This window comes from Bacillus sp. FSL M7-0307, assembly GCF_038627835.1.
Classification (GTDB): Bacteria; Bacillota; Bacilli; order Bacillales; family Bacillaceae; genus Bacillus; species Bacillus altitudinis.
Map to the genome: position 1 here is coordinate 853,283 of NZ_CP152023.1, position 26,718 is coordinate 880,000.

At 42.1% G+C, this 26,718-nt stretch carries 24 protein-coding genes, 1 rRNA gene, 1 pseudogene and 1 CRISPR repeat array (1 of these 27 running past the window's edge); of the genes and pseudogenes, 21 read left to right on the forward strand and 5 right to left on the reverse strand.

Annotated elements, in window-relative coordinates; translation table 11 throughout:
* The first annotated feature begins 13 nt into the window (after positions 1-13).
* Genes cmr1 through cmr6 form a run of 6 tightly spaced genes read left to right on the forward strand, consistent with a single transcriptional unit; the run spans position 14 to position 6,348 of the window.
* On the forward strand, positions 14-1,321 hold the full coding sequence (gene cmr1 / locus MHI41_RS04240) for a type III-B CRISPR module RAMP protein Cmr1 (protein WP_342494580.1): 1,308 nt from the start codon (positions 14-16) through the stop codon (positions 1,319-1,321).
* Positions 1,291-3,102, forward strand: a complete 1,812-nt coding sequence (gene cas10 / locus MHI41_RS04245) for a type III-B CRISPR-associated protein Cas10/Cmr2 (protein ID WP_342494581.1) — start codon at positions 1,291-1,293, stop codon at positions 3,100-3,102. Before cmr1 ends, cas10 begins: the two co-directional genes overlap by 31 nt.
* Positions 3,095-4,327, forward strand: coding sequence for a type III-B CRISPR module-associated protein Cmr3 (gene cmr3 / locus MHI41_RS04250; RefSeq protein ID WP_342494582.1), 1,233 nt, complete (start codon positions 3,095-3,097; stop codon positions 4,325-4,327). Before cas10 ends, cmr3 begins: the two co-directional genes overlap by 8 nt.
* Positions 4,328-4,340: 13 nt before the next feature.
* Positions 4,341-5,210 carry a type III-B CRISPR module RAMP protein Cmr4 gene (gene cmr4 / locus MHI41_RS04255; RefSeq protein ID WP_342494583.1) on the forward strand — a complete coding sequence of 290 codons (870 nt, stop codon included), beginning with the start codon at positions 4,341-4,343 and terminating at the stop codon, positions 5,208-5,210.
* The gene (cmr5, locus tag MHI41_RS04260; protein ID WP_066031134.1) at positions 5,207-5,575 is read left to right on the forward strand and encodes a type III-B CRISPR module-associated protein Cmr5; all 369 of its coding nucleotides are present in this window, start codon (positions 5,207-5,209) and stop codon (positions 5,573-5,575) included. Before cmr4 ends, cmr5 begins: the two co-directional genes overlap by 4 nt.
* Positions 5,572-6,348: a type III-B CRISPR module RAMP protein Cmr6 gene (gene cmr6, locus MHI41_RS04265; RefSeq protein ID WP_342494584.1), complete on the forward strand. Its 777-nt coding sequence runs from the start codon at positions 5,572-5,574 to the stop codon at positions 6,346-6,348. The genes cmr5 and cmr6 overlap by 4 nt, the downstream gene beginning before the upstream one ends.
* A 545-nt stretch (positions 6,349-6,893) precedes the next feature.
* Positions 6,894-7,319: a CRISPR direct-repeat array (repeat unit 32 nt; unit sequence GTCGCACTCTATATGAGTGCGTGGATTGAAAT).
* A gap of 89 nt (positions 7,320-7,408) precedes the next feature.
* On the opposite strand, the gene MHI41_RS04270 is transcribed toward cmr6, so the two are convergent.
* Complete coding sequence (locus tag MHI41_RS04270; protein WP_282834019.1) at positions 7,409-8,389, reverse strand: metal-dependent hydrolase; 981 nt, start codon at positions 8,387-8,389, stop codon at positions 7,409-7,411.
* A 191-nt stretch (positions 8,390-8,580) separates the two neighbouring features.
* Between MHI41_RS04270 and mutY the strand changes: the two genes are divergently transcribed.
* A complete protein-coding gene (mutY, locus tag MHI41_RS04275) occupies positions 8,581-9,681 on the forward strand; it encodes an A/G-specific adenine glycosylase (RefSeq protein ID WP_282834020.1) in 1,101 nt (366 codons plus the stop codon).
* Here the strand turns inward: mutY and MHI41_RS04280 are convergent.
* Entirely contained in the window at positions 9,668-9,892 is a 225-nt protein-coding gene (locus MHI41_RS04280) for a hypothetical protein (protein WP_008341962.1), read from the reverse strand. The genes mutY and MHI41_RS04280 overlap by 14 nt on opposite strands.
* 81 nt (positions 9,893-9,973) lie before the next feature.
* Here MHI41_RS04280 and fabL point away from each other — a divergent pair, with 81 nt between their 5' ends.
* From fabL to MHI41_RS04330, 10 genes and pseudogenes are all read left to right on the forward strand, one after another.
* The gene (gene fabL, locus MHI41_RS04285; RefSeq protein WP_007496726.1) at positions 9,974-10,726 is read left to right on the forward strand and encodes an enoyl-[acyl-carrier-protein] reductase FabL; all 753 of its coding nucleotides are present in this window, start codon (positions 9,974-9,976) and stop codon (positions 10,724-10,726) included.
* Positions 10,727-10,801: 75 nt separating this feature from the next.
* Positions 10,802-10,951 (forward strand): annotated as a pseudogene (locus tag MHI41_RS04290) (gamma-type small acid-soluble spore protein); the annotation flags it as partial.
* Between the two features lie 174 nt (positions 10,952-11,125).
* The gene (locus MHI41_RS04295) at positions 11,126-11,386 is read left to right on the forward strand and encodes a YgaB family protein (protein WP_073415697.1); all 261 of its coding nucleotides are present in this window, start codon (positions 11,126-11,128) and stop codon (positions 11,384-11,386) included.
* A gap of 147 nt (positions 11,387-11,533) precedes the next feature.
* Positions 11,534-12,064 carry a DUF402 domain-containing protein gene (locus MHI41_RS04300; RefSeq protein ID WP_008341956.1) on the forward strand — a complete coding sequence of 177 codons (531 nt, stop codon included), beginning with the start codon at positions 11,534-11,536 and terminating at the stop codon, positions 12,062-12,064.
* A 95-nt stretch (positions 12,065-12,159) separates the two neighbouring features.
* Positions 12,160-13,902, forward strand: a complete 1,743-nt coding sequence (locus tag MHI41_RS04305; RefSeq protein ID WP_342494585.1) for an ABC transporter ATP-binding protein — start codon at positions 12,160-12,162, stop codon at positions 13,900-13,902.
* Between the two features lie 112 nt (positions 13,903-14,014).
* Entirely contained in the window at positions 14,015-15,037 is a 1,023-nt protein-coding gene (locus MHI41_RS04310; RefSeq protein ID WP_060832194.1) for an ABC transporter ATP-binding protein, read from the forward strand.
* Entirely contained in the window at positions 15,006-15,983 is a 978-nt protein-coding gene (locus tag MHI41_RS04315) for an ABC transporter ATP-binding protein (protein WP_202734623.1), read from the forward strand. Before MHI41_RS04310 ends, MHI41_RS04315 begins: the two co-directional genes overlap by 32 nt.
* Entirely contained in the window at positions 15,958-17,544 is a 1,587-nt protein-coding gene (locus MHI41_RS04320) for an ABC transporter substrate-binding protein (RefSeq protein ID WP_202734622.1), read from the forward strand. The genes MHI41_RS04315 and MHI41_RS04320 overlap by 26 nt, the downstream gene beginning before the upstream one ends.
* Before the next feature lie 61 nt (positions 17,545-17,605).
* The gene (locus MHI41_RS04325; RefSeq protein WP_146271680.1) at positions 17,606-18,607 is read left to right on the forward strand and encodes an ABC transporter permease; all 1,002 of its coding nucleotides are present in this window, start codon (positions 17,606-17,608) and stop codon (positions 18,605-18,607) included.
* Positions 18,608-18,625: 18 nt separating this feature from the next.
* Positions 18,626-19,522 (forward strand): ABC transporter permease, encoded by an 897-nt coding sequence (locus MHI41_RS04330; protein WP_007496739.1) that lies wholly within the window; start codon positions 18,626-18,628, stop codon positions 19,520-19,522.
* A 227-nt stretch (positions 19,523-19,749) separates the two neighbouring features.
* Here the strand turns inward: MHI41_RS04330 and MHI41_RS04335 are convergent, their stop codons facing one another.
* Together MHI41_RS04335 and MHI41_RS04340 are read right to left on the reverse strand one after the other, a co-directional pair.
* The gene (locus MHI41_RS04335; protein ID WP_025206980.1) at positions 19,750-20,823 is read right to left on the reverse strand and encodes an aromatic acid exporter family protein; all 1,074 of its coding nucleotides are present in this window, start codon (positions 20,821-20,823) and stop codon (positions 19,750-19,752) included.
* A 247-nt stretch (positions 20,824-21,070) separates the two neighbouring features.
* Positions 21,071-22,366, reverse strand: coding sequence for a glutamate-1-semialdehyde 2,1-aminomutase (locus MHI41_RS04340; protein WP_008341922.1), 1,296 nt, complete (start codon positions 22,364-22,366; stop codon positions 21,071-21,073).
* A gap of 129 nt (positions 22,367-22,495) precedes the next feature.
* Between MHI41_RS04340 and bcp the strand changes: the two genes are divergently transcribed.
* Both bcp and perR read left to right on the forward strand, forming a co-directional pair.
* Positions 22,496-22,963 (forward strand): thioredoxin-dependent thiol peroxidase, encoded by a 468-nt coding sequence (gene bcp / locus MHI41_RS04345; RefSeq protein ID WP_007496746.1) that lies wholly within the window; start codon positions 22,496-22,498, stop codon positions 22,961-22,963.
* Between the two features lie 159 nt (positions 22,964-23,122).
* The gene (perR, locus tag MHI41_RS04350) at positions 23,123-23,560 is read left to right on the forward strand and encodes a peroxide-responsive transcriptional repressor PerR (protein ID WP_003217782.1); all 438 of its coding nucleotides are present in this window, start codon (positions 23,123-23,125) and stop codon (positions 23,558-23,560) included.
* A 35-nt stretch (positions 23,561-23,595) separates the two neighbouring features.
* Here the strand turns inward: perR and MHI41_RS04355 are convergent, their stop codons facing one another.
* Positions 23,596-23,943: a YgzB family protein gene (locus tag MHI41_RS04355; protein WP_017366887.1), complete on the reverse strand. Its 348-nt coding sequence runs from the start codon at positions 23,941-23,943 to the stop codon at positions 23,596-23,598.
* 189 nt (positions 23,944-24,132) lie between these two features.
* Here MHI41_RS04355 and MHI41_RS04360 point away from each other — a divergent pair, with 189 nt between their 5' ends.
* Together MHI41_RS04360 and MHI41_RS04365 are read left to right on the forward strand one after the other, a co-directional pair.
* Positions 24,133-25,011 carry a nucleotidyltransferase-like protein gene (locus MHI41_RS04360; protein ID WP_073416003.1) on the forward strand — a complete coding sequence of 293 codons (879 nt, stop codon included), beginning with the start codon at positions 24,133-24,135 and terminating at the stop codon, positions 25,009-25,011.
* A gap of 316 nt (positions 25,012-25,327) precedes the next feature.
* Positions 25,328-26,718 (forward strand): 16S ribosomal RNA (locus MHI41_RS04365) (it continues 158 nt past the right edge of the window).

A 26,718-nucleotide genomic window follows, 5' to 3' on the forward strand; every position in this document is an offset into this window, starting at 1 on the left:
AAAGGAGAGCGACATGACAAGGGAATCTAGTAAACCCAAAACGAATTGGCATGATGTGAAACATGCGATTGACACGAAAATTCATGAAGACCAAAGACTTTTTAAAGAGCCGCTTACTATTCATTTGGTTACGCCAATGTTTGGCGGAGGGCCCCAATCAAACTCAATTGATCAAGACAGACCGATTCGAGAAAGTGCGATTCGTGGCCATCTTCGTTTCTGGTGGCGTGCAACTCGAGGAGCTGTTTGCAAAAATGCGAATGAATTATCTAAACGAGAAGCAGAGATATTTGGTCATACAGAACAAGCGAGCCAGATTCAAGTGGTAACCCATTATGAAAAAGACGAAGTGAAAAGAAATTCAAAAGTATTTTTTAAAAAGAAAAATCATCCTTTTCCACGGTATGTTCTTTCAAATATGAAAGATGAAACACCATACCTCATGAAGGCGCAATTTTCTTTAAATATCCGGTTATCTAAAAAAACAACTGATTTTGAATTAATCAAAAAAGAAGTTGAAGCAGCATTATGGGCTTGGATCAACTTCGGTGGACTTGGGTCAAGAACGAGACGTGGGTGTGGCAGTTTATATTGCAAGCAATTTTCACCATACAACAAGAGGACAAAAAGCCAATTGGAAAAATGGTTTGAGCAAAAGCTTTTAGAATATGACATTCAATTGCCAGTATCAAGTCGAGAATGGCCGACGCTTAGTCGTGAATTCAAAGTACAGGCATTTCCATCATCTATGATCTCAAGCTGGCAATCCGTCATTCAGACATATGAAACATTTCGAAGAAGATCAAACCCGAACAAAAAAAGGGGAAGAAGTTGTTGGCCGGAAGCAGATACTATTCGTCTGTTAACAGGTAAGGCTAAATCAGGTCATCACATCCCTTATCCAAAAGAGAAACCATTTAAATATCAAGCATTTCCTAGAGCTCAATTTGGTTTGCCTATTCAGTTCCGATTTGCTCCTAAAGATAGTGGGAAAGATCCAGATCCTGTAACGCTCCTACCTAAAGGAAAGGATCGTTTGGCTTCACCACTCATCCTAAAACCGTTAGCTATTAATCAAAAGGAATCGGTAGGCATGGTGATGGTGCTGCAGCAACCAAAGATCGAAGCTTTATCGCTTTTAGGGGACAGAAAGCCTTTGCCCGATGTGACAGATGAACAAAGTATCTACCCAACAGCCACCTACTCAAACAACCCATTACAAGACGAGAGTGGCCGTACGCACTCATCGGCGATTCAAGCCTTTTTACATAGCAAGGAGGTGCAAACATTTTGTCAGAAGAATCACAAAAACAAACATTAATGCTATTTTCGATAGGGCCTGTTCAAGAATTTATTGCGCAAGCAAGGCGGACGCGTGATTTATGGTTTGGCTCTTTTCTTCTATCTGAATTAAGTAAAGCAGGTGCGAAGAAATTTCAAGAACTGGGTGGAACGCTTATTTTCCCTGTGTTCAACGAATCATCTGCAGAACCAAACAACGCACCAAATAAAATACTGGGGGAAATCTCATACGAACAGCCTTCATCCGTTGCAAGACAAGTGAAAAAAGCAATATATGACAAATGGAAGGAATACGCAGACTTTGTTAGAGAAATAGTTGATCCTTATATTCAAATAGGCACATGGAATCGACAAGTAGATGATTTATTGGAATTTTATGCTGTGTGGACTGAGGTGCAAAATCAAGACAGAGCGGCAAATGCGTCCGCAAGTCCATATCATTTGGCTCTTCAAGAAGTCGAAGGTTTAATGGCGGCACGGAAGACTTTAAGAGATTTTAAACAAAATGAGCCAGGGGCGTTATTCGGTGAACCAAAATCATCACTTGACGGTGGACGAGAGTCTGTTTTCCAAAAGCAAAAAACACCTCAGCAAGTGGCGCAACTAGCGAAATGGGGAATTGGTGAACATGAATTATTAGATGCGATTTCAGTGATCAAACGATTGTCCTTACATAAGCATCCGAGTATGACATTTCCATCTGTATGTGATAAAGCGTTTGCTCCCTATCAAAATATGTTGGACCAAAATGAACAGATGAAGAAAGCAGCCACACATTATGTGAAAGATGTAGAAACATATCTTAAGAATATGAATCTGACAGTAGCCCCTATTGATTTGAGTGAGGCATCGCTTTTTTATGAAAGAAGAATAGAAGATTATCTTGAACAACGTGGACTTGTCGGGACCACACGAACAGAAGCGAAAAATGACATCACACAGCTGCTCGAAAAATATTTCAAAGGCGAATACAGCAAGCATCACGGCCAGCCGGTTAAACCATCAGCACCTTCACCTTACTATGCCTTTCTCATGGCCGATGGAGATAAGATGGGCAGCCAACTGCGAAATATACAGCATGTAGAAAGTCATATTGCATTTTCTAAAACACTCTCAACTTTTGCTTCAAAGGCTCGTGGGATTATTTCCGAATGTGAAGGTACATTGATCTATGGCGGTGGAGATGATGTCATGGCTTATGTACCGGTGCATCAATGCTTAGAAGCAGCTGGGAAATTACAAAGAGAATTTGTTTCAACGATGAAGGCTCATCAACATAGTGAGGCACCTCCTTCGATTTCAATTGGAATCGCCATCGTCCATATGCTTGAGCCTCTTGAAGAAGTAAGAAGTATGGCACGTCAGGCTGAACAATATGCAAAACAAGAGCGAAATTCATTAGCGATTCATTTCCAAAAGCGAGGCGGAGGAGACACAATGAATATCTCAGTCTCATTTCAAATAGATCCAGTTGCCTCTATCCAAGAGATGACGACGTGGTTAAAACAGTCTTATTTCACATCTGGCTTTGCATATGGCTTACGAGAGTTGTATCAAACATACGAACAGTCTTCTTTTAGAAAACAGCCGGAAATTTTAGATGAACTCATTCCACTAGAGATAAGACGTCTTGCAATCAAAAAGAAAACGGAAGCAAAAACAGAGCAAGAAACGAAAGAGTGGATCGATCAATTGATTGCGAAGTATATACCGAAGAAGAATACATTAGAAGAATTACATACAATCGCTGAATGTATGATCATTACTCTTCAACTGGAGGAGGTAAGTGGACATGCCTGAAAGATGGTTTCACATTCAACCGCTTGATCCGCTGCTTATTCGTGATGCACGCCCATTTCAAAGTGTACCAGGTATACGGGCGCGTTCACTAAACGATGTTCCGCCAAGTGTGGTCGCAGGAACACTTCGTACAGCTTTAGCAAAGAAACGACAATCAATCAAACACACCACGCCACTTTCTTATTATGCAAAATCTCTTGTGCGAGGTCCTTTATATCGTTGGCATGATCATTTATATGTGCCAATGCCTCATGACCTTGAGTTATTTGATGATGAGTATGGCATGTATCAAGTGAGACCAAAGCCAATGATGTCGGAAGGACAGGGCTTTTTTGGTACAGGAAAAACAGGCCGTTTTAGTGAGGCATTATGGCCACCAATTGGAGCTGGTGCTCGTAAAAAAATGAAATCGTCGCCTGCTTTTGTATCACTAAAGTGGATGGTGAACTGGCTGACAGACGCAGTGGATGAGAGTCAGGTAAAGGAAGCCTTGACTGAATACCAACATATGCAGAAAGAAAATCATTCTTTCAAAAAGGAATCACCACCGGCATTTATTCCAGCATTACAGCGTCAGGAACGAACACAAATTGAGGTGGAAACTGGCAGTAAAAAGGCAAAAGATCAGCATCTATTTTCAACAGAATCGCTCTTATTCCCAGATGACTTTAAACTGGAGGCAGGAATAGAGTTATCTACTGAAGAGTCAGAAGAATTAAAGCCTTTCTCAAGTCTTCACACAATCGGTGGTGAACGGCGGCTGGCTCATATAGAAGACCGGCCACATGTATACCAACAAGATTGGACATGTCCGGTTGCTATTAAAGAATCGCTAAAAAACAAGCCGTATGTTCGCATGATATTGGCGACACCTGCTTATTTCAGTAAAGGATGGCAGCCCGGATGGCTGGATGAACAGCTCATGTCAAAACCACTATTTGATACAAATGTACGACTGAAATTGGTTTGGGCCTCTGTTCCACATTGGCAGCCAATCTCTGGATGGAGCTTAACAAATAAAGACAAAGGGCGTGAAAAAGCAATACGCCGCTTAGTCCCCGCAGGTAGCGTTTACTTCTTTACAGTAGAAGAAGGAGATCCAGCAGAACTGGCCGAAAAAATGTGGCTTCAATCAGTATCTGATCGTAACCGGCGCAAAGAAGCGTTTGATCGTGAAGATGGCTGCGGGTTAGCACTTTGGGGAACATGGAAACCGAATGAATAAGAGGAGTGAGACGATGGAAGCAAGCCGTTGGTTTTGGATACATTGTTTATCCCCCCTCCATATTGGAGCGGGTGAAGGAGTTGGCGTGATTGATATGCCCATTCAACGAGAAAAAGTCACAGAATGGCCAATTATACCTGGAAGCAGTATCAAAGGCGTGCAGCGTGAACATTATCGCGCGAAAGGACAAGACACATTCGTACAAAAAGTATTTGGTACACAAGGAGATCAAGATGGAAGCGCAGGAGCAGTCGTCATGACAGATGGCCGGTTATTTTCATTCCCGGTGGCGAGTAGATACGGTACATTTGGATATGTGGCAAGTCCACTCATATTGAAAAGATTAGCCCGCGATGCAAAAGCGTTAGGCGTATCACTGGATATCCCTGATCTCATAGAAGAATCAAGCACACTAGTCACAATGAATTCTACATTAGTAGAGAATGACGAATTATACCTAGGTGAATTCCAAGGGGCTGCGAAAAAATCTCAACAACTAACCGATTTTGCTGAACAGATGGCCAAACTCTTATTCGACGATAAACAATCACAAACTCTTTGGATAGAACGATTTGTAATTGTAAGTGATGACGTTTTTCAATACATTGTCACCATGAATTCTGAAGTGACACCTCGTATTAGAATTGATCATGAAACCCAAACAGTTAGTAAAGGTGCTCTCTGGTATGAAGAGTATGTACCAGCAGAAGCCATATTTTATGGGCTCATATGGTGTGATCGTGTCGATGGAAGCAATGATTTATCTGTTAGACACCAACTTTTAAATCAACTAGAAAAACAGATGTATCTTCAATTAGGTGGAAACACAAACGTAGGTAAAGGAAGAGTATCCTGGCGCATGACAGGAGGGGAGGGATCATGAAACTCATTCAACATCATTATGCTGAGAAAGCGTATCAACATGTGATGAATGCCAAAACGAATGAGGAGAATTTCTCAAATCAATATGGACAACTCTGTCACAGATTCGCCTCAATGATCTTAACAAATGGATTAAGGCTCACCATTACATTTTTTGAAGCAAAATCAAAAAAAGGAAATGCTTATCAACAATTCGTTCAAGATATAAAAGAAACACTAGATTTACAAGAAAGTTGGTCAGCTTCCAATCGAGATTACTTAATCAAATCAAGACAAGCTTTAAGTGCATCTGTTTGGTTAAAAAGATATGCGGAATCTATTTTAAAGGTGGAACAAGGGGCGGAAAATGTGGAGGACATCCAATGAATCTGTCATTAACCTTAAACAAAAGCAAATGGGAGATTGGTGGTTCTACATTGTCGGACATCATAAAGGACAGTGCGAAGAAGCAGTCATTTTATGAAAATGTGATTAGTCTCCATCGAAAACAGTGGGGGGAAAATCGCTTATTGTATGAAAGATTTGTGGAGCAATATTATGCCGATACGAACCCCACATGCCTAGTCAAGTCCATATCGCCGTTAGTCATTGGACATGGGGGAGAGGGTGTACTGGAAACGGGATTATTATTACACCCGATATACGGCGTTCCTTATTTACCAGGAACAGCATTAAAAGGCGTAGCCTCTCATTATGCCCACTCTGTATTAGGTGAAAACTTTCCAGAACTAAAACAAGGTGGTAGTGATTACATCACATTGTTTGGAACAAACGAACGTGCTGGCATCATCGAATTTCATGATGCGCTCATGATGCCTGAGACGGTAGGAGAAGCATTTAAAGTGGATGTGATGACACCACATCATTCAGACTACAACAGCGTCAAGCTAGATAAGATGAACAAAGGGGAAAGTGTTCCAGCCCCTCGAGACGATGACTCACCAACACCGATTCATTTCTTAACGGTGGTCAACGGCCGCTTTCAACTTCTATTGAGAACAAAAAAGAATCTACCAGAAGAAGTGGAATGGCTCGAACTCGCCAAAACCATCTTACTAGGCGCTTTAGAACACGAAGGAATCGGTGCTAAAACAAATGCAGGTTATGGAAGACTTAAAATGGACGACGTCATTTCATAAGACTAAGTGCGAATGTGAGGTGAACATAAAATCCCTGGAACATTCGCACCGTTTTATTCGACAAAAATGAGAAAAAATGTATATTTTTCAGGGGTGAAAACTTAATTCCTATATAGAAACTTAAGGGTTTTGACGAGCATTTCCTAAAAAATGTTATAATTAGGGCGAAAATCGCAGTCGCACTCTACAAGAGTGCGTGGATTGAAATAATTCCCTCCATCCATGACAATTTTTTGGCTTAGTCGCACTCTACATGAATTAACATAACTCTGCCTCCTGCCTCAGTAGTCATGAATCTACTTGAATTCAATTGTTGCTGAAATATAAATAAGTATGATTAACAAGTTTCAATAGATTTCATACTAAGAAAAAGTCGGTGCGAATGTGAGGTGAACATAAAATCCCTGGAACATTCGCACCTATTCATTCGACAAAAATGAGAAAAAATGTATATTTTTTAAGGATGAAAACAAAATTCTATATAGAAACTTGTGGGTTTTGACGATCATTTCCTGAAAAATGTTATAATTAGGGCGAAAATCGCAGTCGCACTCTATATGAGTGCGTGGATTGAAATAAAAGATTGATCGTTTCAATCGCTTTAGAAGGCGTCGCACTCTATATGAGTGCGTGGATTGAAATGCCACTTTCTAGAAGCAATAGGTTAATTCCTCTATGTCGCACTCTATATGAGTGCGTGGATTGAAATTTAGCTGTGAACTTGGCTGTCATAGCGGTAAGCCGTCGCACTCTATACGAGTGCGTGGATTGAAATATAGTTGAAATAAAACTCAATATGAAAGCTTGTGTCGCACTCTATATGAGTGCGTGGATTGAAATAATTCTGTTTGAATAATCAATTCTTGTTTAGTTGTCGCACTCTACAAGAGTGCGTGGATTGAAATAGCGATGACAAGGCTCGCAAACACATTGTATTTTGTCGCACTCTCCATGAGTGCATAGATCACAGTTTCTGCGTTTTATACAAATTCAAGTACTATCCAGTTCAAAATCTACACATATGAATAATTCAAGCCCTACACAACAAAAAAAGACTCGCTCACACAGAGCCGAGTCTTAATTTTTTTTGCAGTTTTTCTTCACTGAAAATCCAGCCGGTATAGGAATTTTTGATTTGGTGGTCCATGTCGATATGGCAGATCGCGACAAAAGGATAATGACCTTTGCTGCGGTAGCGCAAATCAATGAACCGTACCTCATAATGATCCTTGTATTTATCCACTTCCCACCGGTAGACAGGGGAGAAGGAGAGAAAGGCTGAAATGTTTTCATCTTGTTTGGCAATTTTCATAATCTCAGTATCAGGGACCGGCACACGGTTAAAGGTGTCTAAAATGATGATCTCACCATTCATACTGCGTCCAACATGGAAAGAGGATTTACATTTCACGGCAATGCGCCATTGTCTGAACTTCATCGTAGGCGAAATAATAATGTCCTCAATTTCATTGAATCGTGCACGCAGCTGGCGTTTAATCTGAAGCTGCATGATGACCCTGACGATATAATAACAGAAAATCACGGCATACAGCGTAATAAACGTATAGCCGGGATGCCCGCCAATCGCCCAAACGACAATGGCGACAAGATGTGTAAAAAAGATAAACGGATCAAACGTATTAATGATCCCTAGCGCTACCCACTTCTTTGAAAATGGCCGAATGGCCTGTGTGCCGTATGCATTGAAAATATCGACAAACACATGAAGCACGACGGCTAATAGTGTCCATAACCAAAGGTGAAGTAAATTTGCCCCCGGCACAAATGGGAAAATCACAGCCGGAATCAGCAATGACCAGAACATTACAGCCGGAATGGAATGAGTAAATCCTCGGTGATTTCTTATATAAACTGCATTATTTTTTAGTTTTAGCACAGTATCAATGTCTGGTGCTTGGGAGCCGGCAATAGTCGCGATCATCACGGCATGAGCCATGTGTGGATCTGCGCTGACGGCTGGATCTAAAAGCGCAAGTCCCCCAAGAGAAATGCCCATTACTACATGAGTACCAGTGTCCAATTGATTACCTCCTAGTTGTCATGCTTAGGAACAATCATACAAAGTATACGTTTCTCAACAAGACTATGTGCAAAATCACTTTTGCTTTATCCCGATTTAATGTAACATGTTAACGTATCTACAAACAGTATACAACAAATAAGGTTCTTTTCAGAACGTTAGCTCTCGGTTCGATAAGAAGGAGTATAGAGATGAAAGACATTCAAGAAAAGCTGGACCGCAAAGATATTGCGGGTTTTCAGCATGATTTAATTGATTGGTATGAAAAAGAACAACGTACCCTTCCATGGCGTGAAAATCAAGATCCATACCGCGTCTGGGTATCAGAAGTAATGCTCCAGCAAACGAGAGTCGATACGGTCATTCCGTACTTCAACCGGTTTATGGAGCAATTCCCGACGGTGAAAGATCTCGCACTAGCTGATGAAGAAAAAGTCATGAAAGCATGGGAAGGTCTTGGCTACTACTCACGAGTGCGTAATTTACAGGCTGCTGTGAAAGAAGTATATGAATCCTACGAGGGCGTTGTCCCTGATACGAAAGAACAATTTTCAAAGCTGAAAGGTGTAGGTCCGTATACGAGCGGCGCAGTGCTGAGTATCGCCTATAACAAGCCATACCCTGCGGTAGACGGCAACGTGATGAGGGTCATTTCCCGTAGCTTGTCCATATGGGATGATATTGCAAAACCAAAAACGAGAAATATTTTCGAATTTGCGGTTGATCAGCTCATTTCCCGGGAAAAGCCGTCAGAATTCAATCAAGGGCTAATGGAGCTAGGTGCACTTATTTGCACCCCAACCTCTCCTGCATGCCTCATTTGTCCTGTAAACATGCATTGCTCAGCACTTGAGGAAGGCGTTCAGCATGAGCTGCCGGTGAAAAGTAAAAAGAAAAAGCCGACTGCGAAATCAATGGCAGCGGTGGTGTTATTTGATGATGCAGGCCACCTCTATATTCATAAGCGTCCAAGTACAGGTCTGCTTGCGAATTTATGGGAGTTCCCAAACATGGAAACAATGAAGGGAAGAAAAACGGAAAAAGAGCAGCTGATTGATTTCTTAAAAGAGGAAGCGGGTGTACAAGCAGAACTTGGTGATTTAGAAGGCACCATTCAACATGTATTTACCCACCTCATCTGGAATATTTCTGTTTTCTTTGGACGTGTGACCTCTGTATCTGATGACACGATGCTGAAAAAAGTCACAACAGAAGAATTTGAGGCATATGCTTTGCCAGTCTCACATCAAAAAATATGGAAGATGGCACTTGAACAGCCTAGTCATATTTAACCGTTGTACCATGGGTATAATCGGCTTCATTTCGGTGCAGACCCCCGCGGTTTTCAATTTCAGAAATGATTTCTCGATACTTAGATTGCCCTTCTTCGTTTAAATAAGGTAAAATTTGTTGGAAAGCATGATGAAAAAAAGCAAGCTCAGTATCTTTCCATTGATCCTTTGACATCATGCCAAGCTGGCTTAAATCGCGTCCGACATACATGAATGTAACCTCCTAATAGGAACTTTCCTATTAGTGTGAAGCGAATGGACGAAAACTATTCAAATCAGGAGATGAACCATAATGAACAAGCGTAAATGTGCACTAATTACAGGCAGCAGTAGAGGTGTCGGGAAAGAAGTAGCCCTTCGCCTGGCTGAAAAAGGATATGACATTGTCATTAACTATGCAAGAAGCAAAAAAGCAGCACTTGAAACAGCTGAAGAAATTGAAGCGATGGGTGTTAAAACATTAGTTGTCAAAGCCAACGTTGGTCAGCCAGAGAAAATCAAAGACATGTTCCAGCAAATTGACGAAACGTTTGGCCGTTTAGACGTATTTGTGAACAATGCGGCATCTGGCGTTCAGCGCCCAATCATGGATCTTGAAGAAAATCATTGGGACTGGACTATGAATATCAATGCGAAGGCCTTGTTATTCTGCGGACAAGAAGCAGCCAAATTAATGGAGAAAAACGGCGGCGGACATATCGTCAGCATTAGCTCACTAGGCTCTATCCGCTACCTTGAAAACTACACGGTGGTCGGTGTATCTAAAGCAGCACTAGAAGCTTTGACACGCTACTTATCCGTTGAGCTGTCACAAAAAAATATCGTCGTAAATGCCGTATCAGGCGGCGCCATCGATACAGATGCACTCAAGCACTTCCCGAATCGTGAAGAGCTATTAGAAGACGCTAAGAAAAATACACCAGCAGGCCGCATGGTGGAAATTAAAGACATGGTCGACAGTGTAGAATTCCTTGTATCAGGCAAAGCAGATATGATTAGAGGACAGACGATTATCGTCGATGGCGGACGTTCTTTGCTTGTTTAAAAAAATGATGAATAAGATGTACACCTTCTGCACAAATTAATGTGCGTGGAGGTGATAATGATGGATAAACAACAAAACAAAACAAACGCACAACAAGTGAAAAAACAAAACCAAGCTGCTGCACAAGGCGGTCAATATGGCACTGAATTTGCTAGCGAGACTGACGCACAGCACGTAAAAAAATACAACCAAAAAGCTGAGCAAAACAAACAACAAAACAGCTAATCACTGAAACAAAGGGAAGCACTTCATCTACGAATGAAGTGCTTTTCTTTTTGCCTGTCACCACTATCCGACAAAACCTATAAAACCTCTACATAAACAGTCAAAGGACTTCTTCCTTCTTTCAAGAAATGGTATAGATACAAAAAGTCGATACGAATGAAAGGGAGGAGTTAGATGTCTGATTTCGATCAGCTTGTCAGAGAACAAATGCAGCTTATGGATCAGCTGCTCGATGTACAAGGAGAACTCGATCTGTACTTAGAGACAGAAAAACGATTGCTGCAAGGTGAAAAAAAGGAAGAGCGGCATAAGCTTCGTGATCAAATCAAACAGAAACGAGAGGAACTGCAAAAAGTCCAAACACTATTTACAAAACAGACTGAACAAGTCATCAATTCGTATAAACAAATGGAGAAGAGCTCAACCGTGATGTAAAAGAGTGTGCCGTTCAATTGGGTTGAATGGCTTTTTCATTTCATTTTTTAATGATGTAACGGTATAATATAATAGAGACATGTTTAGTTGGGAAATTAGGTCTTTGGACTGTTAGGTTTGTTTGTTATAGAAAGTAGGGGAGAAAATATGGGCTATCCCAAGGAAGGAGAAACCATCCAAATTCAAAGCTATAAACATAATGGCTTGATCCACAGGATTTGGAATGAAACCACCATTCTGAAAGCAACGGAATTGTGTATCATTGGTGCAAACGATCGAACAATGGTGACTGAATCCGATGGCCGAACATGGATGACAAGAGAACCGGCTATTTGCTATTTTCATGCAAAACAATGGTTTAATGTCATTGGGATGCTTCGAGATGATGGGGTGTATTATTACTGCAACATCAGCTCTCCTTTTGCGACAGATGAAGAGGCGATTAAGTATATTGATTACGACTTAGATGTCAAAGTCTTTCCGGACATGACGTATAATATTTTGGATGAGGATGAATATGCAGATCATAAGAGGCAGATGAATTATCCAAAAGAAATCGATAGTATCTTACGAGAGCATCTAAATACATTACTGCATTGGATTCACCAGCGGAAGGGACCGTTTGCTCCAGAATTTGTGGATATGTGGTATGAACGTTTTTTGCGTTATACAAAATAAGTAACAGCAGCTAAAACCTGTTTGGCTTTTCAAAGCCAACAGGTTTTTGACTGCGTACGGATAAGAGGCACTGATAGATTGGGAAGGAGATTTACATGGGGGTCATAAAACGTTACATGGCTTTTGTAACACCGTATAAAAAACAGATTGCATTGACAATGGTGATCGGAATGATTAAGTTCTCGATCCCCTTAACATTGCCTCTGCTTTTAAAGTATGTCATTGATGATGTCATTCAAGGCTCTGGATCGGCTGAAGAAAAAACATCCACTCTCTTTATTATTATGGGAATCATGCTTGTATTATTTTTAGTGATGAGACCGCCTGTTGAGTATTACAGACAATATTATGCGCAGTGGACAGGCAGTAAAGTATTATTTGATATTCGAGAAAAGCTTTTCTCGCACATTCAAAAGCTAAGCCTTCGTTATTACGCCAACACGAGAACAGGGGAAATTATTTCAAGGGTCATCAACGATGTGGAGCAAACAAAGGAATTTGTCATCACAGGGCTTATGAACATTTGGCTTGATTTGATGACCGTCCTGATTGTGATAGCCATTATGTGTACACTGGATCTTAAACTCACCATTGTGTCTGTCATTATTTTTCCGCTGTATGCGTTAGCAGTGAAGTATTTTTACGGACGGCTACGCAAGCTGACAAAAGAGCGGTCGCAGGCACTCGCTGAGGTGCAAGGGCACCTGCATGAGCGAGTACAAGGAATGCCTGTCATTCGCAGCTTTGCGATTGAAGAATACGAACAAGAGAATTTTCACGATGAAAATAAAAATTTCTTAAACAAAGCGATCAATCATACGAATTGGAATGCCAAAACATTCGCCGTCGTCAATACGATCACAGACATTGCGCCGCTGCTCATTATTGCTTTTGCTGGCTATACCGTCATTAACGGGTCGCTTTCAATTGGGACAATGATTGCCTTTGTCGGCTACATTGACCGGATGTACAACCCGATTCGTCGTCTCATTAACTCATCGACGACTTTAACTCAGTCAGTAGCCTCAATGGATCGTATTTTTGAGTTTATTGATGAACCGTATGAAGTAACAGACAAGCCGAATGCAAAAGAAGCCAATCACTTAAAAGGAGAGGTAGAATTTAAAGATGTGTCGTTCCGTTACGAACATACACAGGAAGAGATTCTACACAATATCTCCTTGAAAGTAGAAAAAGGTCAAACTGTTGCGCTTGTAGGAATGAGCGGCGGAGGGAAGTCGACACTCGTCAGCCTAATTCCAAGATTTTATGATGTCACAAGCGGATCACTCGAAATTGACGGCATTGATATTAAAGAGTTCAAGGCAAGAAGCCTGCGTAATCAAGTCGGGATGGTCCTCCAAGATACATTCTTATTCAGTGACACCATTAAAGAAAATATCGCTGTGGGAGACCCGGAAGCATCCTTTGAGAAAATTGTGTCGGCTGCCAAAGCGGCTAATGCCCATGAGTTCATCATGTCTCTTCCTGAAGGATATGACACGAAAGTAGGAGAACGTGGCGTAAAGCTATCAGGCGGTCAAAAACAACGAATTTCAATTGCGAGGGTATTTCTTAAAAATCCACCGCTGCTTATTTTAGACGAAGCGACGTCTGCACTTGATTTAGAAAGTGAACATTACATTCAAGAAGCGATGCAGAAGCTGGCAAAAGATCGCACAACTTTTATTGTTGCGCACCGTTTATCAACGATTACACATGCGGACCTCATTGTGGTCATGGAACAAGGTGAGATTGTGGAAAAAGGAACACATGAGGAATTAATGAACCGAGACAGCCACTATCGCCATCTATTTACCATTCAAACATTAAATTAGTAGAAGCCTATCCGATTCTAGCGGATAGGCTTTTTTATGCTTGTCAAAAACATGACATATTTCCCAGCTTGTCTCAATACAATTTTAAAAAGTATGACGGGGTGGTGAAGATGTGAAAGAACAAGAAGTATTGCTAGATGTCAAACAGCTGTCCATTGCTTTTCAGCAAAAAAAGCAGAGAGTCCCGATCGTCCATGACATCTCATTCTCTATTCAAAAAGGAGAAACCTTAGGTATTGTGGGCGAATCTGGCTGCGGGAAAAGCATCACATCGATGTCTTTAATGGGGCTGAATCACCAAACAGAAACAACAGGTCACATACAATTTGAAGGTCAAAACCTTCTGTCACTTTCGGAGAAACAATGGCGAGAGGTCAGAGGGAATGACATCTCAATGATTTTCCAGGAACCCATGACTTCTCTCAATCCACTCATGACCATCGGCAAGCAAATGACAGAAGCCCTTTTCACACATCAGACTATCAGCCAAAAAGAAGCAAAAGTGAAGGCTGTAGATTTGCTTCAAACGGTAGGCCTGAAACAAGCAGCGTCATTACTCAAAAAATATCCACATGAACTATCGGGTGGCATGCGTCAGCGTGTGATGATTGCGATGGCGATGCTGTGTCACCCAAAGCTCATGATTGCAGATGAACCAACGACTGCACTTGATGTCACCATCCAAGCACAAATTCTTCGTTTGCTCAAAAAGTTAAATGAAGAGATGGACACCGCTATTTTATTTATTACTCATGATTTAGGCGTCGTGCGGCAAATATGCCAGCGTGTCATGATTATGTATGCTGGTCGAATCGTAGAAGAAGGAACCGTTGACCGTATTTTCCAAAAACCTCTCCATCCCTACACGAAAGGTCTTTTCGCCTCTGTTCCATCATTTAAAGAGAAAAAAGAAAAACTCATGTCTATTGCGGGTCATGTACCTAAGCCAGGAGCTATTCGGTCCGGCTGTCAATTTGCACCACGCTGTCCATATCAAATGACGCAATGTCTTGAAAAAGACCCATCTTTACAATCCATTTCACACAATCACCGCGTCGCATGTTTTCTAATGGAAGGAGGAGAAGACACTGAATCACCCACTATTGCAAGTGAATCAACTGACGAAGCGTTATGACACATCGGCATTTTTTTCTAAACACAAACAGACGACTTTGGCTTTAAATCAAGTGTCCTTTCACGTGAAAGAAGGAGAGACGCTCGGCATTGTGGGCGAATCTGGCTGCGGGAAATCAACCCTTGGCAAAAGCTTAATGAGATTAATCGAACCGACTTCTGGCTCAATCCAAATGAAAGGAAAAGAAGTGACGCTTCTGAAAGAACGAGACATGCGTTCCTTCAGAAAAGACATTCAAATGATTTTCCAAGATCCATACGCTTCCTTAAATCCACGAATGAAAATCAAAGACATTTTAGAAGAACCGCTCATTGTTCATAAACATGGAACTAAAGCAGAAAGACAAAAGCGGGTAAAAGAGATGCTGCACATTGTTGGGTTTGACCCATCCTATGGAGATCGTTATGCGCACCAATTCAGCGGCGGCCAGAGGCAGCGTATTGGAATTGCTAGGGCACTGATTACTCATCCAAGTCTTGTGATTGCCGATGAGCCAGTTTCCGCTTTAGATGTATCGGTTCAAGCGCAAATATTGAATTTAATGCTCGAATTGCAAAAGACGCTTTCTCTGACGTATCTGTTTATTTCTCACGATCTAGGCGTTGTCAAGTATATGAGCGACCGAATTGCAGTGATGTACGCTGGCCGTATTGTAGAAATGGGTCCTGCGGAGGACGTATTTCACAAGCCCCTTCATCCTTATACATCGCTTCTTCTGACATCCATTCCACATATGGATCACGTGCTGGAAACGCAGGATGTGTCAGCGGAAGAATCCACCCTGGTGTCAGAAGATGGCTGTCCTTTCTATAAAAGATGTCCAAAAAGGTGGGCGCAATGCTTGCAAGCTGTTCCGCCTTTGTATGAGGAGGAAACAGGCCATGCAGCTGCGTGCTATTTATATCAAAAGGAGGAACACAATGAAGAAGACATGGTTATTCAGTAGTTTCATTTTTGTGCTGGCACTTGCGTTATTTTTAGGGGGCTGTTCATCTTCATCAACATCAGAAGAAAAAGCCACAAAAGACACTCTCGTATTCGGCAGAGGAGGGGACTCTACGTCACTTGATCCGATTACAACAACAGAAGGCGAAACCTTTAAGGTCACAGAGAATATGTTTGAAAAACTTTTGAATTACGGTGAAAAAGACACGACCATCCATCCGGGCCTCGCAACAGAATGGGATGTTGCGAAGGACGGAAAAGCATACACATTCTACTTAAGAGAAGGTGTGAAATTTCACGATGGCACAGACTTTAATGCAGAAGCAGTAAAATTCAACTTTGACCGCTGGATGAATGGAGATGCCGAAAAATTTCCTTACTACGGCATGTTTGGCGGCTATAAAAAAGATAAAGGGCATGTCATTAAAGACATCATCGTCAAAGGAGAGCATGAAATTGAATTTCAACTCAAACGCCCGCAAGCAACATTTCTGAAAAACATCGCCATGTCACCATTTGGTATCGCTAGTCCTGCAGCAGTTGAAAAAAGCGGTGATTCATTTAGAGAAAACCCAGTGGGCACAGGACCATTTAAGTTTAAAGAATGGAAGCAGAACGACCGTATTGTCTTAGAAAAGAACGAAGATTACTGGCAAAAAGATAAACCAAAACTGAAACAAATCATCTTCCGCTCTATTCCTGAAAACTCTGCTCGTTTAAATGCGCTTAAAACAGGCGAAATCGACTTAATGGATGGCGTCAATCCGTCCGATTTAGATGGCATTAAAACAGACAAAGCGCTCCAGTTGATTGAAAGACCATCCATGAACGTAGGTTATATCGGGCTGACAGTGACTAGAAAGCCGCTTGATAACAAGTTGGTTCGTCAGGCACTCAATTATGCAGTTGATAAAGAATCAATCATCGAGTCGTTTTATGGAGGGCTTGCTGAACCAGCAAAAAATCCACTTCCTCCGTCATTAGAAGGCTACAATGACGAGATTGAGCCATATCCATATGATCCGGAAAAAGCAAAAGAACTATTGAAAGAGGCAGGCTTCCCTGACGGTTTTCGCATCAAGCTTTGGGCAATGCCTGTGCCGCGTCCATATATGCCAGACGGGATGAAGGTAGCTGAAGTCATTCAGTCAAACTTTGAAAAAGTTGGTGTCAAAGCCGAAATCGTCACATATGATTGGGCGACTTATTTAGATAAAGCAAGTAAAGGCGAAGCAGATGTGTTCTTATTAGGATGGACAGGGGACAATGGCGATCCTGATAATTTCATCTATACATTATTAGATAAAGACAGTATTGGCGGTAACAACTATACATTCTTCCAAAACGATAAAATGCATGACATCCTCATTGAAGCGCAGACCGATACGGATCAAAAGAAGCGAAATGAATTATATCAAGAAGCTCAAGAAATCATTCATGATGAAGCGCCTTGGATTCCATTAGTCCATTCAATTCCAATGCTCGCCGCATCTAAAGATTTAAAAGGCTACCAGCCGCATCCGACTGGTTCCGAAGCATTGACTGACGTATATTTCGAATAAGCAAATAAGGGAGATCATTCGATCTCCCTTATCCAAACAATGAAAAGGCGGTGAAAGCTGTTTGTTTGCTTATTGTATGAAGCGAGCAGGAATGCTCATTCCAGTACTGATCGGAATGACCTTAGTTGTATTTTCTATTATTCGGTTTATCCCTGGAAATCCGGCGCAGGTCATCTTAGGACAGCGGGCAACGAAAGAAGCAGTAAAGCAATTGACGATTCAGCTTGGTTTAGACCAGCCGTGGTACGTACAATATGGTCACTACATGCTGGGGCTTTTAAAAGGTGATCTAGGGACTTCCATACGAACAGGAGCGGCTATTGCCCAGGAAATGAAGCCTTACTTATTCGCTACATTAGAATTGACTTTCTTCGCTATGTTGCTGGCGATTATTGTCGGTGTGAATGCCGGAATCATTAGTGCGTGGTTTAAACATTCTTTCTTTGATTATGTGGCCATGTTTATTGCTCTCATTGGGGTGTCCATGCCGATTTTCTGGTTAGGCTTAATGGGACAGTGGCTATTCTCGATTGAATTAGGTATTTTGCCGACTACAGGACGAGAAAACGTAAGAAATCCGGTAGAGTCGATCACCTATATTCATACGCTGGACACGCTTTTGCAAGGACGATTTGATCAATTCTTTGACAGCATCAAGCATTTAATTTTACCAAGTACCGCTCTCGCAACGATTCCTGCTGCGATTATTGCAAGGATTACGAGGGCAAGTATGCTGGAAGTTCTTCATTCAGATTTTATTCGAACAGCAAAAGCAAAAGGGGTACGTTCATTTTTCATCATTTATCAGCATGGGCTGAAAAATGCGCTCATTCCGATTTTAACGATTATTGGTCTTCAAACAGGTCTCTTGCTAGGCGGAGCCATTTTAACAGAAACGATCTTTGCTTGGCCGGGAATTGGGCGGTATATTTACGATGCAATTAGCTATCGTGATTATCCTGTCATTCAAACTGGCATTCTTGTTGTTGCGCTCATATTTGTGCTGATCAATTTCATTGTGGATATCTTGTATGCAGTCATTGATCCGAGGATTAAATACTAGAGAAGGGAGAGTGACGACATGGAAGCGCAAAAAGAGCTTCAAGCACCTAAACAAAAGGAAGAACGCTCTCAATCACTGATTCTTGAATCGATGAAACTGTTCTTTCAGCACAAGCTGGCGGTCATTGGCACTGTGATTGTCTTTTTATTTCTTATCCTAGCGATCTTTGCACCGCTCATTGCTCCTTATGGAATCAACGAGCAGTCACTAGGCGAACGATTTAGTGCCCCTTCGGCTGCACATTGGTTTGGTACGGATGATTTTGGGAGAGACATATTTTCTAGAGTCGTGCATGGAGCTCGGATTTCATTATGGGTGGGTTTCTTCTCCGTTCTCGGGTCGGTTATTTTAGGGACATTGCTTGGATTGATGGCAGGTTACGGCGGTAGATTACTGGATGCTGTCATCTCAAGACTATTTGACATTTTACTCGCTTTTCCTAGCATTCTATTAGCGATTGCGATCGTTTCCATCTTAGGACCTTCCTTACAAAATGCACTTATTGCCATAGCAATTATTAATGTCCCGACATTTGGCCGGCTGGTTCGTTCAAAGGTGCTGAGCATTAAGCAAGAAGAATATGTTTTAGCAGCAAAGGCAGTTGGGATGTCACACCGCCGCATCGTTCTTCGTCACATTCTACCAAATAGTATGGTGCCGGTGATCGTTCAAGCGACGCTTGCGATTGGTACAGCCATTATCGAAGCGGCGGCTTTAGGATTTTTAGGATTAGGTGCACAAGCGCCAAGTCCAGAGTGGGGGAAAATGCTTGCAGATGCGAGACCTTATCTCGTACAAGCGCCATGGACTTTATTTTTCCCGGGGATTGCGATCATGCTGACGGTTCTTGGTTTTAACTTGATGGGAGATGGATTAAGGGACACCCTTGATCCTAAAATGAAGAAAATAAAATAAGACCGATTCTAAGAATCGGTCTCAGCGTGTAGGCAAACCCTCGCATTCGTTGTTAGTCCTGCGTGCCGGTGCTCACGAATGTCAGATTCGCTCCGCTCCGGTACTCGTCCTTCCTAGACTGCAAGAGTTTTCAACTACGCTGAAATGAAGACAAATGTCTAAAATAAAGATCATTTTAGACATTTGTTAAATCGAAAAGCCCGATTCTAAGAATCGGGCTTTTGTATTTAAGCTTCTTTTTCTTCTGTCTCAATCTCACTATCTTTTGGGTGATACGTTTGGAAGCTTGTAATCAAAGTATCTAGATGCTCCAATTCATCACGGTATTCAATAATACTCGACATCACATTCAGCATATTGTAATCCAGCAAGTCGTTTTCTTGATTTTGCTGGTGCTGAATAAATGATTTCGTTAATGCTTCAAGACGAAGAGAGCATTCATTCTGAAAATCATCGTCCTGCGGTTTCATTTTTCCAACAAACTTCATCAAGGTACGTTCATGCCAATAAAGCAAATAATCAATCTCATCTGTTAAGCTCTCTCTGAAATGCTCTGGCATCAAATGAATTTCATTTTCTAACTTATGAAGCTTTTTCAGCAAGTACAGCGCTCGATTAGACGTCATGATTGCCTGTCTGAATAAAACAAGCTTTCTAGATTTGACATAAGTTGTTTTCTTTAAATAGCTTCGTTCTTCTTTGTATAGCAAGTAAATGTGATCTAATTTGATCATGCGTTCTTTTATTTGATCGATGTCATCCTTTAAAGTGGAATGATCAGTAGACTGTCTGGAGCTCAGACGGATCCATTTTAAAATCTCCTCCGTATTTTCCATAATGTGATGAACAAGCTTTGTTTCATACTTTGGCGGCAGGAAAATCAAATTCACTAAAAATGAAGAAAGTACGCCTAACACCACAGTTGCTGTTCGAATTAAGGCAAAGGAAAGGAAATGATCCCCTGCACTTTCTAAAATCGCGATGACGGTTACGAGTGCAATCGGAATCGTGTGTTCAATCTTCAGCTTTAAATTAATCGCAATGACCATGACGGCAGTTAAGCCGATGATGACTGGTCCTGTGCCAAAAAGCAGACCGAACGTAATGGCAAGTGCTGCTCCAATAATATTGGCTTGCACTTGATCAACAATCGTTAAAAATGATCGATAAATAGATGGCTGGATAGCAAATACAGCTGCAATTCCCGCGAAGACGGGTGTCGGCAACCCAAGCCATGTTGCCAGGTAAAGCGCGAGTACAATGGCAATACCAGTTTTTAAAATACGGGCTCCAAGTTTCATTGGTTTTGTCCCTGCATTCCTTTCTTTTCGATAATAGATGACCATTTGTCATATATCATAAATATTTTGATGAAACAACTAAGTAATATACAGCGGTCTTCCGAAATATTCAAGTGATTTTTGAAAGTTCATGAAAACATCAAAAGAAGGTATTGAGAAAAAATGTAACAGATTCACTCGCTTTTGACAATCAAGAGCTGGTAAATAAAAAAACAGACGCATGAATTCACGTCTGTTTTTCTCTTCATTATGATTGTTTCAGTTGTTCAAACGCATGATCTACTGCTTTTAGCGTTTCAGAAATATCATTTTCAGTATGTGCAATGGTTAAGAACCACGCTTCATATTTAGAAGGAGCGAGGTTAATACCTTGTGCGAGCATGAATTTAAAGAAACGGGCGAACATTTCGCCATCCGTATTTTCAGCCTGCTCGTAGTTCACAATCGTTTCCTTTGTAAAATAAATGGTGAGAGCACCTTTTAAGCGATTCACTGTAATATCTACTTGATGTTTTTTTGCGTGGGCTAAAATTCCCTCTTCTAACATTGCCCCGAGCTGATCCAGACGTTCGTAGACTCCGTCTTCTTTTAACACTTCCAAGCATGCAATACCAGAAAGGATGGAGGCGGGATTACCTGCCATCGTACCAGCTTGGTAGGCTGGTCCAAGCGGGGCGACTTGCTCCATAATTTCTTTTTTGCCGCCGTAAGCGCCAATTGGAAGACCGCCGCCGATAATTTTACCTAATGCAGTGAGGTCAGGTTTTACTTGAAGCAAGTCCTGTGCACCACCATACATAAAGCGGAAAGCTGTAATGACTTCATCATAGATGACTAGAGCCCCTTTTTCATGAGTCAGGTCATTAACCTGCTGCAGGAAACCGTCTTTAGGCTCTACGATGCCAAAGTTCCCGACAATTGGCTCAACAAGAACAGCTGCTACTTCATCACCCCAGCGGTCTAATGCTTCTTTGTAGCTGTCTATATCGTTGAATGGAACGGTAATGACTTCATTGGCAATACTTTTAGGCACGCCCGCTGAATCTGGTGTTCCTAAAGTGGAAGGTCCAGAGCCGGCCGCAACTAGCACAAGATCAGAATGACCGTGGTAACATCCGGCAAACTTAATGATCTTTGTTCTGCCTGTATAAGCGCGAGCGACACGAATTGTCGTCATCACAGCTTCTGTACCTGAATTGACAAAACGAACTTTATCCAAAGCAGGCATCGCTTCCTTCAGCATCTTAGCAAAAGTGACTTCATGCTTCGTTGGTGTTCCGTAAAGGACACCTGTCTCTGCTGCTTTCGTGATGGCTTTTGTAATATGAGGATGAGCATGTCCCGTAATAATTGGACCGTATGCTGCCAAATAGTCGATATAACGGTTTCCGTCAACATCCCAAAAATAAGCGCCTTCGCCTTTTTCCATTGCAACAGGTGACCCGCCGCCTACTGCTTTATATGAACGAGATGGGCTGTTAACCCCTCCAACAATATGCTCCAGCGCCTCTTGATGTAATTTTTCTGATTCGGTGAATTTCATAAATAGCCTCCTATCTCAACGTATCACGTCGTCTATCATTATTTTAACATGCCGATGCAAGCGTCCTTAGTTGAATATCTTCTCGAAATTGGATAGGCTAATGAAAAAATAGGTTGGAGGGATTGTATCATGACAATCGAAGTGGGGCAGCAAGTACCTGATATTGAATTACTTGGTGATAATGGAGAGAAAGTAAAGCTCTCTGATTTTAAAGGGAAACACATTGTCCTTTATTTTTATCCAAAAGATATGACGCCGGGGTGCACAACGGAAGCCTGTGATTTCCGTGACCGCCATCAAAGCTTTGCCGAATTAGATGCTGTCATCATCGGCGTAAGCCCAGACGGTCAAGACAAGCACCAAAAGTTTAAAGAAAAACATGACTTACCTTTCCTGCTTCTTGTAGATGACGAACAAAAATTGTCTGAAGCTTTCGGTGTATGGAAGCTGAAAAAGAACTTTGGTAAGGAATACATGGGGATTGAACGCTCAACGTTTCTTATTAATAAAGAAGGAAAGCTTGTGAAAGAGTGGCGTAAAGTAAAGGTGAAAGATCATGTGGAAGAAGCGCTTGAGGAACTGAAAGCTCACGCTTAATATGTTGACGAGATGAGATCGGCAGTCGTGCCGGTCTTTTTTGTATAGAAGAATAGGTAAAAAAGAGGATTGTAATTGACAAAGTTTCGGCTCTGGGGGTACACTATTTATAAAGATTATAATATAAGAATATTTTTGAAAAGAGAGGTGCATGATGAAATGGCTGCTCACGAACTAAAAGATGCTTTAGACGCTCTAAAAGAAACCGGTGTTCGAATTACTCCGCAGCGCCATGCCATCTTGGAGTTTCTCGTAAATTCTATGACACACCCAACCGCGGACGATATATATAAGGCACTTGAAGGAAAATTTCCTAATATGAGTGTAGCAACGGTTTACAACAATTTACGAGTCTTCCGGGAATCTGGATTAGTAAAAGAATTAACGTATGGGGATTCCTCAAGCCGATTTGATTTTGCGACATCTGACCATTACCATGCGATTTGTGAAAATTGCGGAAAGATCGTTGACTTTCACTATCCTGGCCTTGATGAAGTAGAACAGCTTGCATCCCATGTGACAGGTTTTACAGTAAGTCATCATCGCTTGGAGATCTATGGCACTTGTCAAGAATGTGCAAAAAAAGAAAATCATTAATGAAAAAGCTGACCAGTTGAATGGTCAGCTTATTTTTATGACTTTTTTCGATTGTAGGATTCATCAAACTCTTTACCCTCTAATGCTGGATCAAGTGTAAGCGGTTCTCGGCAATGCATGCACATATCCACTCGTCCGAGCACCTTTGTTTCCTTCTCACAGCCTGGACAAATTACTCGTACAGCCTTTGTAGAAAGCATACCGATCCAAAAGTAAACGGCTGTACTCAATCCAATCGATAACACGCCGAGTAGCATAAAGAAGGTCGACAGCCAGACCGATTCCTTGAAGAACACACCGATATACATGATCAAAAAACCAACAAAAACCAAACTAAGTGCAAATGTTCTGATTTTATTAATCTTACTGGAGTATTTCGCCATCCCTAGTCCCCCTTATCTCCAATATAGCACATTTTACCTTTCTGTTTGAATTAGTTATAGAGTTTTGTGAATAAATTGCTTATAATGATTCAATGATCTTTTTTCATGTATTGAAGGAATTTTGATTCTATGAGGAGAAATACATAGCATTAGAGAAGAACCTTACACCCGAGTATTGGAGGAATCACTATGGAAAATCTTCTCCGTCCTATTTATCAAGAGAGAGCAAGTCATCCAGATACATTAGCTGTGATTATAGTAGAAAGAAGACATAAAGTATCTTCTGAGACGGATAACTTTGATGCAGCGCTTCTAGTCATCGTAAAGGATGCGGAAGAACCGTTATTTATTAAGCACTATGAATCCGGTCACCAAACAGCTTCTTTAAATGTTGTCACAGATGATCAGTTGAAGGAATGGATTACCTTAGGTACCAACAGACGGATTATTGATTGGATTTTAAACGGAAAAGTCCTGTTTGATCGAAATGAATATATTTTCAACTTGATTGATGAACTGAGTACGTTCCCGTTTTCTAACCGCAAGCTCAAAATTGGTTTAGAATATGGCAAGCTCATTCGCAGATATATAGAAGGAAAAGCATTTTTTGAATCAAATCAATTCCTCGATGCATATAATTCCATTGTGCATGCCCTGCATCATCTGGCGCGTATTGAAGTGATTGATAAAGGCTTCCACCCAGAAGTGACCGTTTGGAACCAAGTACGTCATATGGAGCCGGAAGTATATAAACTTTATTCAGAGCTGATTGAAAGCCACGAAAGTCTTCATAAGCGGTTAGAACTTTTATTCCTAGCGAATGATTTCTTGATCCATTCAAAAGCAGAAATTGGTGCGGCTCATTTGCGTCAAGTCATGGAACAGCAGGAAATTTGGCTGTTTGGCGAGCTTCTTGCACATCCTGATCTCAAGCATTTCACACCTGATCTTAGTGTGATGATTGATTTCTTTGTGGAAAAAGGAATTGTGCTAGTAGAGCCAATTGAGACGAAGGGGCAAAAAATCTATCACCGAGGATATTTTGTTAAAAAAGATATTGACGCATGAATATTATGATGGTATATTATTAAACGTCGCTAATGAGCAACCGAGTTGCTTTGAAAGAAAAGCGGACAAAAAGAAATTCAAAAAAACACTTGACGCACACGGTGCTCAAATGTTATATTAAGAAAGTCGCCTCTGAGCGACAATGAAGATGATCTTTGAAAACTAAACAAGACAAAACGTACCTGTTAATTCGAGTTTTTATAAAAAAATCCTATGATACATCATAGGTAGTCAGTCAGACTGACGAGGCAGGAAATGATCACATGCTAAGTTCGCTACATCGTGTAGCAACGCATGTGTGATATGCATCCTGCATACCTCGGAGAGTTTGATCCTGGCTCAGGACGAACGCTGGCGGCGTGCCTAATACATGCAAGTCGAGCGGACAGAAGGGAGCTTGCTCCCGGATGTTAGCGGCGGACGGGTGAGTAACACGTGGGTAACCTGCCTGTAAGACTGGGATAACTCCGGGAAACCGGAGCTAATACCGGATAGTTCCTTGAACCGCATGGTTCAAGGATGAAAGACGGTTTCGGCTGTCACTTACAGATGGACCCGCGGCGCATTAGCTAGTTGGTGAGGTAACGGCTCACCAAGGCGACGATGCGTAGCCGACCTGAGAGGGTGATCGGCCACACTGGGACTGAGACACGGCCCAGACTCCTACGGGAGGCAGCAGTAGGGAATCTTCCGCAATGGACGAAAGTCTGACGGAGCAACGCCGCGTGAGTGATGAAGGTTTTCGGATCGTAAAGCTCTGTTGTTAGGGAAGAACAAGTGCAAGAGTAACTGCTTGCACCTTGACGGTACCTAACCAGAAAGCCACGGCTAACTACGTGCCAGCAGCCGCGGTAATACGTAGGTGGCAAGCGTTGTCCGGAATTATTGGGCGTAAAGGGCTCGCAGGCGGTTTCTTAAGTCTGATGTGAAAGCCCCCGGCTCAACCGGGGAGGGTCATTGGAAACTGGGAAACTTGAGTGCAGAAGAGGAGAGTGGAATTCCACGTGTAGCGGTGAAATGCGTAGAGATGTGGAGGAACACCAGTGGCGAAGGCGACTCTCTGGTCTGTAACTGACGCTGAGGAGCGAAAGCGTGGGGAGCGAACAGGATTAGATACCCTGGTAGTCCACGCCGTAAACGATGAGTGCTAAGTGTTAGGGGGTTTCCGCCCCTTAGTGCTGCAGCTAACGCATTAAGCACTCCGCCTGGGGAGTACGGTCGCAAGACTGAAACTCAAAGGAATTGACGGGGGCCCGCACAAGCGGTGGAGCATGTGGTTTAATTCGAAGCAACGCGAAGAACCTTACCAGGTCTTGACATCCTCTGACAACCCTAGAGATAGGGCTTTCCCTTCGGGGACAGAGTGACAGGTGGTGCATGGTTGTCGTCAGCTCGTGTCGTGAGATGTTGGGTTAAGTCCCGCAACGAGCGCAACCCTTGATCTTAGTTGCCAGCATTTAGTTGGGCACTCTAAGGTGACTGCCGGTGACAAACCGGAGGAAGGTGGGGATGACGTCAAATCATCATGCCCCTTATGACCTGGGCTACACACGTGCTACAATGGACAGAACAAAGGGCTGCGAGACCGCAAGGTTTAGCCAATCCCACAAATCTGTTCTCAGTTCGGATCGCAGTCTGCAACTCGACTGCGTGAAGCTGGAATCGCTAGTAATCGCGGATCAGCATGCCGCGGTGAATACGTTCCCG